Origin of the sequence: Paraburkholderia sp. SARCC-3016, assembly GCF_031119615.1 — a bacterium.
GTDB lineage: Bacteria > Pseudomonadota > Gammaproteobacteria > Burkholderiales > Burkholderiaceae > Paraburkholderia.
The window spans coordinates 1-12,360 of the sequence record NZ_JAVHZD010000045.1; the positions used below are offsets into that span (position 1 = coordinate 1).

At 66.2% G+C, this 12,360-nt stretch carries 12 protein-coding genes and 1 tRNA gene; 10 read left to right on the top strand and 3 right to left on the bottom strand.

Annotated features, from left to right (window positions below; translation table 11 throughout):
• From QYH69_RS31885 to QYH69_RS31910, 6 genes are all read left to right on the top strand, one after another.
• Window positions 1-76 (top strand) — tRNA-Asn (locus QYH69_RS31885).
• Window positions 77-168: 92 nt separating this feature from the next.
• Complete coding sequence (locus QYH69_RS31890; RefSeq protein WP_308835656.1) at window positions 169-681, top strand: CreA family protein; 513 nt, start codon at window positions 169-171, stop codon at window positions 679-681.
• A 126-nt stretch (window positions 682-807) separates the two neighbouring features.
• Window positions 808-1,635 carry an AraC family transcriptional regulator gene (locus QYH69_RS31895; protein WP_308835657.1) on the top strand — a complete coding sequence of 276 codons (828 nt, stop codon included), beginning with the start codon at window positions 808-810 and terminating at the stop codon, window positions 1,633-1,635.
• Between the two features lie 165 nt (window positions 1,636-1,800).
• A complete protein-coding gene (locus QYH69_RS31900) occupies window positions 1,801-2,472 on the top strand; it encodes an AzlC family ABC transporter permease (protein ID WP_308835695.1) in 672 nt (223 codons plus the stop codon).
• On the top strand, window positions 2,469-2,792 hold the full coding sequence (locus QYH69_RS31905; RefSeq protein ID WP_308835658.1) for an AzlD domain-containing protein: 324 nt from the start codon (window positions 2,469-2,471) through the stop codon (window positions 2,790-2,792). The genes QYH69_RS31900 and QYH69_RS31905 overlap by 4 nt, the downstream gene beginning before the upstream one ends.
• A 222-nt stretch (window positions 2,793-3,014) precedes the next feature.
• A complete protein-coding gene (locus QYH69_RS31910) occupies window positions 3,015-3,794 on the top strand; it encodes a DUF4088 family protein (RefSeq protein ID WP_308835659.1) in 780 nt (259 codons plus the stop codon).
• Window positions 3,795-3,865: 71 nt separating this feature from the next.
• Here the strand turns inward: QYH69_RS31910 and QYH69_RS31915 are convergent, their stop codons facing one another.
• The 3 genes from QYH69_RS31915 to QYH69_RS31925 form a co-directional block, all read right to left on the bottom strand.
• The gene (locus tag QYH69_RS31915) at window positions 3,866-6,043 is read right to left on the bottom strand and encodes an ATP-dependent helicase (protein WP_308835660.1); all 2,178 of its coding nucleotides are present in this window, start codon (window positions 6,041-6,043) and stop codon (window positions 3,866-3,868) included.
• Window positions 6,044-6,198: 155 nt separating this feature from the next.
• Window positions 6,199-6,459: a hypothetical protein gene (locus tag QYH69_RS31920; protein WP_308835661.1), complete on the bottom strand. Its 261-nt coding sequence runs from the start codon at window positions 6,457-6,459 to the stop codon at window positions 6,199-6,201.
• 55 nt (window positions 6,460-6,514) lie between these two features.
• Entirely contained in the window at window positions 6,515-7,060 is a 546-nt protein-coding gene (locus tag QYH69_RS31925) for a hypothetical protein (RefSeq protein ID WP_308835662.1), read from the bottom strand.
• A 331-nt stretch (window positions 7,061-7,391) separates the two neighbouring features.
• On the opposite strand from QYH69_RS31925, the gene QYH69_RS31930 reads away from it, so the two are divergent.
• From QYH69_RS31930 to QYH69_RS31945, 4 genes are all read left to right on the top strand, one after another.
• On the top strand, window positions 7,392-7,610 hold the full coding sequence (locus QYH69_RS31930) for an RNA-binding S4 domain-containing protein (RefSeq protein ID WP_308835663.1): 219 nt from the start codon (window positions 7,392-7,394) through the stop codon (window positions 7,608-7,610).
• Window positions 7,611-7,827: 217 nt separating this feature from the next.
• Complete coding sequence (locus QYH69_RS31935; RefSeq protein WP_308835665.1) at window positions 7,828-9,219, top strand: MATE family efflux transporter; 1,392 nt, start codon at window positions 7,828-7,830, stop codon at window positions 9,217-9,219.
• Window positions 9,220-9,364: 145 nt separating this feature from the next.
• Entirely contained in the window at window positions 9,365-10,351 is a 987-nt protein-coding gene (locus QYH69_RS31940; protein WP_308835666.1) for a bile acid:sodium symporter family protein, read from the top strand.
• A 401-nt stretch (window positions 10,352-10,752) separates the two neighbouring features.
• Window positions 10,753-12,354, top strand: coding sequence for a phospholipase D family protein (locus QYH69_RS31945; RefSeq protein WP_374992546.1), 1,602 nt, complete (start codon window positions 10,753-10,755; stop codon window positions 12,352-12,354).
• The last annotated feature ends 6 nt before the right edge of the window (window positions 12,355-12,360 follow it).

Here is a 12,360-nt window from a genome sequence, read left to right on the forward strand (position 1 = left end):
TCCCCGATAGCTCAGTCGGTAGAGCGCCGGACTGTTAATCCGTAGGTCCCTGGTTCGAGCCCAGGTCGGGGAGCCAAACATCGAAGGCCCGCATTTCGTGCGGGCCTTCTGCATTTTCGGAGCGAAACCACGCTGGTATACGATGTGGCTTTTTGCTCCGGTCTCCCGATGAAACCCACTCTGCTTCGCGCGCCGCTCGCGATCCGCGCGGTTCTGACGACCGCCGCGACAATCAGCGCGGCCCTTCTCGCCGCGCCGCTCGCGCATGCCGAAGAAGTCGCAAGCGTCAACACCAATTTCCATATCACGGGTTCGGACCGCGTCGTCGTCGAAGCGTACGACGATCCGGCCGTCGAAGGCGTGACCTGTTATGTGTCGCGGGCGCGAACAGGCGGCATCAAGGGCACGCTCGGCATTGCCGAAGATCCGACCGAAGCGTCGATCGCGTGCCGCCAGGTCGGCCCGATCCGCTTCACGGGCGGACCGCTCAAGCAGCAGGCCGACGTGTTCACCGAGCGGATGTCGCTGATCTTCAAGACGTTGCACGTCGTGCGCGTCGTCGACGCGAAGCGCAACACGCTCGTCTATCTGACCTACAGCGACCGGGTCGTGTCCGGCAGCGCGAAAAATAGCGTGAGCGCCGTGCCGATGCCGGGCGGCACGACGATCCCGTTGAAATGATCGAAGCGCGCTGCCTCGCGTCGAGGCGCGATGCGCGGCTCGAGCGGCAATGAAAGCATTCTGTCTGTCCGCCCGGGCGGCGCGGTAAACTGGCGAGTCTAGCCGGATTCCAGCCGCTCCGAGTCGATGACCACCACCCGTTTCCGCGATTCCGCCCGCTACTGGCGCACGCCGCTCATGCCCGGCGCGGATCTGCTCACGGCCGAATATCACGATCACACGTTCACGCCGCACTGGCACGATGCATACACGATTCCCGTGATCGAAGCGGGCGCGGAAACGTACCAGTACCGCGGCTCGCGCTACGTCGCCGAGGCGGGCAGCGTGCCGGTCATCAACCCGGGCGAACTGCACACCGGTTCGCGCGCGATGGAGGAAGGCTGGCGTTACCGCGTGCTGTATGCGCCGATCGACTATCTTCGGCAGCTTGCGGAAGATATCGCGGGGCGCGCGCAACCGCTACCGTGGTTCGACGCCGAGGTGATCCGCGACCTCGACCTCGCGCAGCGTCTGTCGCACGCGCATCGGCTGCTCGAGGCGAACAGCGATGCGCTCGCGGCCCACGCCGCGATGCTCGATGCGCTGTCGACGCTGCTGGTCCGCTACGGCCGCACGCGGCCCGATGCGCCGCAAGCGGCCATCGGCGACAAGCGCGTAAGCACGATGCAGGAACTGCTGCGCAGCGCACTCGCAGAACCCGTGACGCTCGCGGAACTGGCCGACGCCGTGGCGTTGTCGCCGTTTCATGCGGCGCGCCTCTTTACGCGCGCGACGGGTCTCGCGCCGCACGCGTGGCGCAACCAGGTTCGTCTGCAGCGCTCGCTTGCGCCGTTGCGCGCCGGTGTGCCTGTCACCGAGGTCGCGGCCGCGAGCGGGTTCACCGATCAGAGCCACTTCACGCGACACTTCCGCCGGATGTTCGGCGTGCCGCCGGGCCGCTGGCAAGGCGCCTGAGCCGACCTGAACACGCGCCTGAGCACGCGCCTGAACATCCCACACCGCAAGAACGTACAAGCCAGGCGCCCTCCTCTGCGCTAGCCTCACGCTTCGGAGGAATTCAGCTTGACAGCCACCTACCGCCTCACCGCATTCACCGCCGGCGCGCGCGACACGATCCCGATGCTGATCGGCGCCGCGCCATTCGGCGTGATCTTCGGCACGCTCGTCGCAGCGGGCCCGCTGCATTTGTGGCACGGGCAGCTGATGTCGCTGATCGTGTTCGCCGGCTCGGCGCAATTCATCGCGCTCGGCCTCGTCGCCGGTCACGCGAGCTTTGCCGTGATCTGGGCCACGACCTTCGTCGTCAATCTGCGTCACGTGCTGTATAGCGCGACGCTCGCGCCGTATGTCGCGCATCTGCCGGCGCGCTGGCGCTGGGCGCTCGGCGGCCTGCTCACCGACGAAGTGTTCGCGGTCGCATGGGCGCACTACCGGCTGCATCCGCCCGGCTCGGTCGGCCCTTACTATTTTCTCGGCTCGGGTCTGTCGATGTATCTGAACTGGCAGATCTGGACGCTTGCCGGGCTGCTGTTCGGCGCTGCGTTTCCGGGCCTGCAGTCGCTCGGCCTCGACTTCGCGATGGTCGCGACGTTTATCGCGATCGTCGTGCCGCAACTCGTCGCGTTGCGCTATCTCGCGGCGGCCGTCACCGCGGGCGCGCTCGCCTTCTTCTGGCAGGCCTGGCCGTACAAGCTCGGCCTGCTCGCCGCAGTGTTCGCCGGCGTCGCGGTCGGCGTTCTGCTGTCGAGGTCGCGCGAAACACGGCGCACCACCTCGGAGGCGCCGCGATGAACGATGTGCTGATGATCATTGGCATGGCGCTGATCACCTGGCTGATTCGTGCCACCGTCTTCGTGCTCGGCGACCGGCTCGTGTTTGCGCCGCTCGTACGCACCGCGCTCGGCTTCGTGCCGATCACCGTGCTGACGGCGATCATCGTGCCGATGGCGGTCTCGCCGCACGGCAGCGGCGCGGAACTCACGTGGCGCAACCCGCAGCTGGTCGGCGCGCTCGCCGCAGTCGCGGTCAGCGCGCTGACGAAACGTCCGCTGCTGACCATCGCGGCCGCTCTCGCGGTGTTCTTCGTGTGGCAAGCGCTGCTGCCTGGATAGGCGGAAGCCGATTCAGGCGGAAGCCGATTTCCTCAAGTTTCAATTCCAGCCGCCGATAAACAGTCGAGGTCCATCAGCCTGGCATGCTTCCGCGAGCGCCGGGCAGCCCGGCCTCGACCGTGTCGCGCATCGTTCAATCGCGCAGTTTTACGGTTTCACACAGTGGCCAGAAGCCGCTCTCGCGCATGCGATGCCGCGCCGGATGACCAAACGGGATATGACATGGGGCAAATCACCCTTTCATTGAAGGACGAGACTGTCGCCTCGTTGCGCAAGGATTTCGACGCGTTCGTACGCGTCTCGCTGAAACTCGACGCGCAGTTTGCGACGCCGTCGTTCGAGGATTTTTTGCGTGCGAAGCTGCTCGACAGCATGGTGCCGCTGACCGAGCACGCCGTGCAGCGGATGCTGCAAGGCGGCCAATACGCATGGGCCAAACGTACGCTGGACAAGGAATTCCCTGACGTTGTCGCGATTCTGATGCGACAGGCGACAGACTTCGGCTTTGCGTTCGCCTCCCGCTCCGAATGGACGCCTGAAGAACTCGCGAAGCAATGCCGCGAATGGGCGACCGCGATCGTCAACGAGGCGCAATGCAATCCGAATCTCGTCGATCCGCTCGCCGCGCAGATCAAGTCGGCGGCCCAGGACATTCAGACCGTTGAAGAATCGATGCAGACGCCCGCGTGGCGGCTCGCGGAATCGCTGCGCCAGCGCGTGTACGAAGCAAAGGTCGCCTGCGAGACGAGCTTCGGCAGCACCGCGCGCGAAAAGCTCGGCGAGCTGCGCGGTCTGTTGCGCCTCGGCATTACGCACGGCTCGTTTCAGAAGCAGGAAGCGCAGCAGATCATGGAATACCTGCGGCTGCTGAAGCCGGAGATTTTCGTCGAAGAGCCGTACGACGTGTTCACGCGCCTCGCCGCGTGGCTGCGCAACTTCTTTATGCCGGCGCCGCGGCCTCAATCGCCGCAACAACAGCAGCAGCAGCGGCAGCCGCGCTAGAGTGGGGCGCGCTCTGCTCCGCGCCCGCGGCCGCTTGCGCGATCACACCCGGGTGTCTGCTCGAGGCTCGCTCATTCCCACATCTTCCTGAGCTTCGCCGCAATTTCCACTTTGGCTTGCGCGGCAGCCGCCAGCCCTGCCGCGGTCGGCGCGGCGGTCACCGCCACGGGTGGCCACGCGTAGGCGTCGAACAGCGGCACCAGGTCCACTGGAATAAACCGTGTACGCGATGCCCATACGTGCCGGTCGCCCAGATGCGTCTGGTTGTGCACGTAGAAGCGCTGCGGCACGACGATATGCAGATCTTCCTTCGCGCGCGTCATCGCGACATACAGCAGACGCCGCTCCTCGTCGATCTCTTCGTCGCTGCCCGTGGCGAGGTCCGACGGAATGCAGCCGTCGACGCTGTTGAGCACGAATACGTTGCGCCATTCCTGGCCTTTGGCGGAATGAATGGTCGACAGGATCAGATAGTCCTCGTCGAGCAGCGGCACGCCGGACTCGCCGCTCGTCGCATCGGGCGGATCGAGCGTCAATTCGGTCAGAAACCGTTCGCGCGACGCATAGGTGCCGGCGATGCTTTCCATTTGCAGCAGGTCCGCGTGACGCACCATCGCGTCTTCGTGATTGCGCTCGAGATGCGGTTCGTACCAGCGGCGGATCAGCTCGAATTCGGCGGGCCACACCGACTTGCGTTCGTTCAGCGTCGACATCAGTGCGACGAACGATGGCCAGTCTTCCTGCGCGCGCGGCGGCGGCACGAAGCCGGCGAGCGTTTGAGCCGTGGCGGTGCGCGCCGCTACAGGAGCCGCGTCGCCGACCGCGGGGTTGCCAGCCGCCGAAACGCCGGCCGACGGAGCCCCGGCCGCCATGTCCAGCACGCGCGCCGCCGTGGCGGGCCCCACGCCCGGCAGCAACTGGACGACGCGAAAACCCGCCACCCGGTCGCGCGGATTTTCCGCCCAGCGCAGCACCGCGAGCACGTCCTTCACGTGTATCGAGTCGAGAAACTTGAGTCCGCCGAACTTGACGAACGGAATGTTGCGCCGGGTCAGCTCGACCTCGAGCGCGGCGCTATGGTGCGCGGCACGAAACAGCACCGCCTGCGACTTCAGCTTGACGCCGGCTTCGCGCGCGGCCAGCACCTGTTCGACGACATAACGCGCCTGCGCGGCATCGTCGGCGACCGTAACCAGGCGCGGCCGCTGCGCCGACGCCTTGTCGGTCCACAAGTTCTTCGTGAAGCGCTCCGACGCGAGGCCGATGACCGCATTGGACGCCGCGAGAATGGGCTGCGTCGACCGGTAGTTGCGCTCGAGCGTGACCTGCTTCGCCGGCGGGTCGAAGTGCGCGGGAAAATCGAGGATGTTGCGCACGGTCGCGCCGCGAAACGAATAGATCGACTGCGCGTCGTCACCGACGACGGTCAGGCCGCGGCCATCGGGCTTCAGCGCGAGCAGGATCGACGCCTGCAACCGGTTGGTGTCCTGATATTCGTCGACGAGCACATGGTCGAAGCGGCTCGACAGATCGGCCGCGATCGACGGCTCGGCCGCCATATGCGACCAGTAAAGCAGCAGATCGTCGTAGTCGAGCACGCTTTGCTTCTGTTTCGCGTCGACGTACGCGGCAAACAGCACGCGCAAATCGGCTTCCCATTCGCGGCACCACGGAAAAGTGCTGTTCAGCACGTCGCCGAGCGGTGCACCCGTATTGACGACGCGCGAATAGATCGCAAAGCAGGTCGACTTCGACGGGAACCGCCGCTCCTTTCCCGAAAAGCCGAGTTCGTGGCGCACGAGGTTCATCAGGTCGGCGGAGTCTTCGCGATCGTTGATCGTGAAGGTCTGCGCGAGGCCGATCAGATCAGCGTATTCACGCAGCAAACGCGCGCCCACGCTGTGGAACGTGCCCGACCACGTCAAACCCTGGGCGAGCGCCGCGCGCGCGCCGAGCGCGTCGCCGGCGATGCGCGTGACGCGGTGCGTCATCTCGAGGGCGGCGCGGCGTGAAAACGTCAGCAGCAGAATGCGCCGCGGGTCCGCGCCCTTGACGACCAGATGCGCAACGCGGTGCGCAAGCGTGCTTGTCTTGCCCGAGCCCGCGCCCGCGATAACGAGCAGCGCCCCGGGGGCACGCGTGGCGTCGTCGGCGCCGTATTCGACGGCGGCGCGCTGTTCGTCATTGAGTCTGGCTAGCCAGGCGGCGGCGCCCGACGCGCCGGCACGCGAGGCAGAAGCGCCGGGCATATCGGCGCCGGACGCGGCAAAGGCGGATTCGGACGTGGAAGCGGCGGCGGAAGGCACGGCGTGCGAACGGAAACGAAGTGAGGGCGACGCATACTGTATATCCATACAATGTACGGCGACAAGCGCCCTTTTTTCGGCACGCACGCCGCCGCCTGTCACTCCTGCTTCTTCGCGTCCTTCACGCGCGCATCCGCCGCGGCCTTATTGGCATCCGACTGCGCGTCGGCCTTCTCCCTGTCTGCCTTCGCCTGGGCCACCGCAGCCTTCTTGTCGGCCTTCGCCTGTTCCTTCGCGGCCTTGTTATCGGCGTGCGTCATCGGCTCGGCGGCCGGATCGTGCGACGTTTGCGCAAAGGCGAACGTCGACACGCTGCCCACGATCAATGCGGCAAGCAACCGGTTTGTCGATCGGGTCATCTGCTATCCCTCCTTCAGTCAAGGTGATCGGTAAGCGCGGCTAGCGCGCGTTCAGTCAGTGTTTGGTCTCGTCATCCGGCACCTGCGTGCCGTTGCCCGATTGCGAATCGATCTTCAGCTGGTTGGCGGCGGCCTGCCGGTCTGCCGCGCGATTGATCTTCGCGTTCTTCAACTGTTCCTTGTACTGCGCCTTCGACGCCTTCTTCGCGTCGTGATACTCGGCATTGGCGCGCGCGTCGGCATCGCGCTTCTGCACGAGCGGATCAGGCGGCGTCGGGGCGGTCAGCGTCTGCCGCGGCGGTGTGCCGGCCGGCGTCGGCGCGGGCATTTGCACGCCTTGCGCGGCGGGCGCCGTGGCAGGCGCATTCGGCGGGGTGCCCGACGGCATGGTGGTCGGCGCGCTTTGCTGCGCGATCTGGGCTGCTTGCGGGGCCGGCGCTTGCGGCGACGCGGGCACCTGATAAACCCGGTTGGGCTGACTCGCCCCGGTAACGCGCTGGCTACCCGGCTCGCTACCCTGGCTCGAGGTCTGCGCGACGGCGCCGGTCGTGGCCAGCGCGGCAATGGTGCTGCCGATCAGCAGCGAACGAAGCTCGGTCATGGCGATCCTCTCTGAAGTTGTCGGCTGGACGCAGCGCCTCGGCGCACATCCGGCACTTGTTCGACCCGATGCAAAACGCAGCAGGCTCTTCTACCGACAGCGTTTTTCTGAGTGAAGTTCGTAATCAACCGCCGTTGTTACTGATGGTTTCATTCTCTGACAACTGCATAACATCCGGTTGCGCGCGAAGTCTTCGAGTCTTCGGAACAAACCCGCTCGCGCGTCACGCCGCAGGGCGACGCCCCGCTCGCTTTCGCTTATGATGCGAATCCTTTCCGATGCATCGCGCGTCGTCCCGCGACGACATGCGTTGTCCTTTTCCGCAACTGCCATGCCCAACCTCGATTTCACGCTGACCGGCGATTACGTCGAACTGCACAATCTGCTGAAGCTCACGGGCCTCGCGGACAGCGGCGGGTCCGCCAAGGCGCTCGTCGCATCGGGTGCGGTGAAAGTGGACGACCAGATCGAACTGCGCAAAACGTGCAAGATCCGCGCGGGCCAGGTCGTGCTGCTCGGCGATACGCGCATCGCAGTCCACGAAGCGTGAGCGCCGCGATCGCGTGCGCGCGGCGATTGCGCACCGGGCGCTTCGCGACGTTTGCGATCGAGGCCGCGCCGCCCGGGCACCCGGCTTCGCAAAAATTCCGCACCATGAACGTGCGTGCTGATCGACAGCCGCCGCGCGACGCAATAAGCTGTTCGCTTTGACAAAAACATTACATGCCGCGCGCGCCGTGCATGCGGTGCCGCGCCACGCTGCCGTCATGTCCCAATCCGGTCTGTCCCCCCCGCTTGCCGGGCCGCCGTCGCTGACGCGTCACGCCGCCGACACCGCGCGCCTCGCCGCGCCGCTCGCCATCGCGCAGCTGTCGCAGATGGCGATGAGCGTCACCGACACGGTGCTGCTCGGCTCGCTCGGCCCCGATGCGCTCGCCGCGGGCGGCCTCGGCGCGAACCTGTTCTTCTTCGTCGTCACGCTGCTGCAAGGGGTGCTGACGTCGGTCAGCGTCAGCGTCTCGCACGCGCGCGGCGCGCAGGCCGACGAGCGCGTGCCGGACATCTACTGGACCGGCTTCGTGCTCTCGATCCTGCTCGCCGTTCCCGCCTTCGTGCTGCTGTCGTTCGCGGCACCGATCCTGAAGACGTTCGGCGAACCGGCGGTGCTCGCCGAGCACATCGGCGAATACTGCGCGGTGCTGCGCTGGGGCGCGCCCGCGAGCCTGATCGGCGTCGGTCTGATGCGCTCGTTCCTGCCGGCGATCGGCGCGGCGAAGCGTTTGCTGTGGGTCTCGGTCGCCAGCGTCGTGTTCAACGGTTTTCTCAACTACGGCCTCATTCACGGCGCATATCGACTGCCGCGTCTGGGCTTTCTCGGTTCGGCCGTCGCGACGACGATCACCGTCTGGCTGTCCGCGCTGATGCTGATGGCGCTGCTCCATCTGCGGCCGCGCTACCGGCACTTCGTGGCCGCGGCACGGCCCAACGTGCCGCTGATGGGGGAACTGTTCGGCATCGGCTGGCCCGTTGCGATCACGTACGGCGTCGAATCGCTACTGTTTCTCGCGACCGGCCTGATGGTCGGCCTGCTCGGGGAAGCGCAGCTTGCCGCGCATCAGATCGCGCTGAACGTCGCGTCGGTGGCCTTCATGGTGCCGCTCGCGATCGGCCAGGCCGCGAATGTGCGCGTCGGCTACTGGTCGGGCGCGGGCGTACCGCTCGCCGCGCGCCATGCGGGCTTCGCCGCGTTCGGGCTCGGCGTCGGCTTCATGTCGCTGTCGGGACTCGTGATGGTGAGCGCGCCGCACTGGATCGTCGGCCTCTATCTGCAGCTCGACGACCCGTCGAACGCGCACACGGTCGCGCTTGCCAGTTCGCTGCTCGGCGTCGCGGCGATCTTCCAGATTGTCGACGGCATGCAGACGGTGGGGTCCGGCTGCCTGCGCGGCCTCAAGGACACGCGCGTGCCGATGATCGCCGCGACCTTCGGCTACTGGGGAATCGGCTTTCCGACCGGGTATGTGCTCGCGTTCCACTTCAGGCTCGGCGCGCTCGGACTCTGGTGGGGGCTTGCCGCGGGGCTCTCGAGCGTCGCGATCCTGATGACATTGCGCTTTCACCGGATCAGCGCGCGTCATATCGCGGCCGTGCAGGCGTAACGTAAGGACGGTGGTCGCGGCATGCCTGCGCGATACGATGCCGCGGCATCGCGTCGATCTGGTTGCGCGCGCAACCAGTGAGGCGCGCCGCCGCGCACCGCCGGTAAAATGCGCCGCACACACCAACAACAACAGGACCGCCTCGATGCTTTCCCGCGTTACCCGTCTCTTTCCGCTGTGGGCCGTGCTCGTTTCGCTGACCGCTTACTGCGCGCCTGCGTCCGTGGCCGGCATCGCGCCGCACGTGACGGCGCTGCTTACGCTGATCATGCTGTCGATGGGCGTCACGCTGTCGATCGCCGATTTTCAGCGCGTCTTCACCCGCCCCGCGCCGGTCGTCGCCGGCATCGTGCTCCACTATCTCGTGATGCCGCTCGCCGCATGGGCCATCGCGAAGTTGCTGCGCATGCCGCCCGATCTGACCGCCGGCATGGTCCTCGTCGGCAGCGTCGCAAGCGGCACCGCATCGAACGTGATGATCTATCTCGCGCGCGGCGACGTCGCGCTGTCGGTCACGATCAGCGCGTTGTCCACGCTCGTCGGCGTGTTCGCGACGCCGTTGCTCACGCGCCTGTACGTCGACGCGTCGATTGCCGTCGACGTGCGCGGCATGCTGCTGAGCATCGTGCAGATCGTCGCGCTGCCGATCGCGGCCGGCCTCGCGATCAACCATTTGTGCGGCAGGCTCGTACGCCGCGTCGAGCCCGTGCTGCCGCTCGTTTCGATGGTGTCGATCCTGCTGATCATCGCCGCCGTGGTCGGCGGCACGCAGGCGAGCATCGCGTCGGTGGGTCTCACCGTTGCGCTCGGCGTCGTGCTGCACAACGGCATCGGTCTGCTCGGCGGGTACTGGGGCGGGCGCCTGCTCGGCTTCGACGAAGCCGTCTGCCGCACGCTCGCCATCGAAGTCGGCATGCAGAACTCGGGCCTCGCGGCAACGCTCGGCAAGCTTTATTTCGCACCGCTTGCCGCGCTGCCCGGCGCACTCTTTTCGGTATGGCACAACCTGTCGGGTTCATTACTCGCCGGCTTCTGGGCGGGCCGGCCGGCACGCGACCCGCATCGACCGAATCGACCGCATACGACGATGCAAACGGAGCGCGCAGCCACGCTCGACAGCGAACCTCGCTGATCTCGCCGCGCGCGCCGCTGCAGATAGCGGCGGCGCGATGCTGCATGCGCGACGCCATGCGGCATCGGAAAGTCCGTCGCGACAGCCGGTCGACCGCGGCCTCGGCTCGCGAGTCAGCGTAGGGTCGCTTGCGGATCCGCTCGCCCGACCATCGCGACGTTGGCCCGCACCATGCTTGCGATCTTCCCGACCCACTTTGCCGATTCCACTTAGAATGACCTTCCCAACGTGACGCCTGGCCGCGAGGCGTTAGCGCGAAGTCAAAAAGTCGGAGGGTCAGCGTGCCGTCGTACGATCGTCAAAGTCGCAAAATTGCGCCATGCAGCGCATGGCCGATCCTGTCCGTACTTGTTCCGGTAATTCGTACGCTTTCGACGTTGCGCCGCTCGCGCGAGACCTCGCTGACGCTGGCCCGCACCACGTTCATCGCCGCATCGGCCGTTGCAGCAGCTGCATTGAGCGGCTGCGCGACACGTCCGCCCGCGTCGTCGTTCGAGCCGCCGGTCACGCACGCGCTGCCGCAATCGACGGCCACGCCGCTCGGCGCCGCGCTTGCCGCGCCGGAAGCGGCGCATCCGGGCCAGTCGGGTTTCCGGGTGCTGTCGAGCGGCACCGAAGCGCTGCAGATGCGCATCGCGCTGGCGCGCGCCGCGACGAAAACGCTCGACATGCAGTACTACATCGCCAACGAAGACACCACCGGCAAGCTGCTGCTCGCCGCGGCGCTCTACGCGGCGGACCACGGCGTGCGCGTGCGCATGCTCGTCGACGATCTGAACTTCAAGGATCTCGACGACATCATGGCGTCGCTGAACTCGCATCAGAACATCGAGATTCGCGTATTCAACCCGTTCGGCAGCGCACAAGGCAGCCTCTACCAGCGCACAGAAAACTTCTTCACGCAGATCGGCAGTTTCACACGACGCATGCACAACAAGGCGATGATCGCCGACAACCAGCTCGCGATCGTCGGCGGCCGTAATCTCGGCGACGAGTATTTCAGCGCGAGCCCGACGCTGCAGTTCCGCGATATCGACGTGCTCGCAGCCGGCCCGATCACCGCGAAAATTTCCGCGAGCTTCGACGAATACTGGAACGACAGCAGCGCATACCCGCTGCGCGCGCTCAACCGGCAGACGTTCGATCCGAAGCAGCTCGACGAGACGCGCGACGCATTGCGCGAGCATTGGCACAAGAACGCGGACCCGTACGACGCGAAGCCGCTGAACGCCACGCCGCTCGCGTCGCAAATCCAGAAAGACGAACTCGGCCTCACATGGGCGCCGGCGGAGTTCAACGCCGATGCGCCGGCGAAAGTCCGCTTGCCGCAGGCGGATTACCAGAGCCCGGTGATCGCGCGTATCGCCGAACTCGTCAACGATGCGCAGCAGGAAGTGCTGATCACGTCGCCGTATTTCGTGCCGCACGACGCGGGCGTTAAAGCGCTCGCCGGCCTCACCGCACGCGGCGTCAAGGTGAAAGTGCTGACCAACTCGCTCGCCGCCACCGATGCGGTCGCGGTGCAAGCGGGCTATAGTCCATACCGCGACCCGCTGCTCAGAGCCGGCGTCGAGCTCTACGAATTCAAGCCGGTGCAGGAGCAAGGCACGCGCACCGGCATGTTCGGCTCGCGATCGCGCGCAAGCCTGCATGCAAAGACACTCGTGTTCGATCGCAAGACGCTCGTGATCGGCTCGATGAATCTCGATCCGCGCTCCGCGCATCTGAACACCGAGCTCGGACTCGTGATCCACAGCGCGCCGCTCGCGGAGCAGGTCGCGACGCTGTTCGACCGCGTGACCGGACCGGAGTCGAGCTACCACGTCACGCTTGCCGATCCGTCGCGGTTCTTTTTCCGCGGACCGGAGAACCCGTATCACCTCGTCTGGACCGACGAGGAAGACGGTCGCACGGTCACCTACGACGTGGACCCGAATGCCGGTTTCTACCGGAATGTGCTGACAGGTTTGTTCCTGCTTTTACCAGTCGACGACGAGCTTTGACCGCGT

Bases quoted from the DNA above. Each gene is read 5' to 3' on its own strand.
- QYH69_RS31890 (WP_308835656.1), top strand. From the start codon at position 169: ATGAAACCCACTCTGCTTCGCGCGCCGCTCGCGATCCGCGCGGTTCTG.
- QYH69_RS31895 (WP_308835657.1), top strand. From the start codon at position 808: ATGACCACCACCCGTTTCCGCGATTCCGCCCGCTACTGGCGCACGCCG.
- QYH69_RS31900 (WP_308835695.1), top strand. From the start codon at position 1,801: ATGCTGATCGGCGCCGCGCCATTCGGCGTGATCTTCGGCACGCTCGTC.
- QYH69_RS31905 (WP_308835658.1), top strand. From the start codon at position 2,469: ATGAACGATGTGCTGATGATCATTGGCATGGCGCTGATCACCTGGCTG.
- QYH69_RS31910 (WP_308835659.1), top strand. From the start codon at position 3,015: ATGGGGCAAATCACCCTTTCATTGAAGGACGAGACTGTCGCCTCGTTG.
- QYH69_RS31915 (WP_308835660.1), bottom strand. From the start codon at position 6,043: ATGCCCGGCGCTTCTGCCTCGCGTGCCGGCGCGTCGGGCGCCGCCGCC.
- QYH69_RS31920 (WP_308835661.1), bottom strand. From the start codon at position 6,459: ATGACCCGATCGACAAACCGGTTGCTTGCCGCATTGATCGTGGGCAGC.
- QYH69_RS31925 (WP_308835662.1), bottom strand. From the start codon at position 7,060: ATGACCGAGCTTCGTTCGCTGCTGATCGGCAGCACCATTGCCGCGCTG.
- QYH69_RS31930 (WP_308835663.1), top strand. From the start codon at position 7,392: ATGCCCAACCTCGATTTCACGCTGACCGGCGATTACGTCGAACTGCAC.
- QYH69_RS31935 (WP_308835665.1), top strand. From the start codon at position 7,828: ATGTCCCAATCCGGTCTGTCCCCCCCGCTTGCCGGGCCGCCGTCGCTG.
- QYH69_RS31940 (WP_308835666.1), top strand. From the start codon at position 9,365: ATGCTTTCCCGCGTTACCCGTCTCTTTCCGCTGTGGGCCGTGCTCGTT.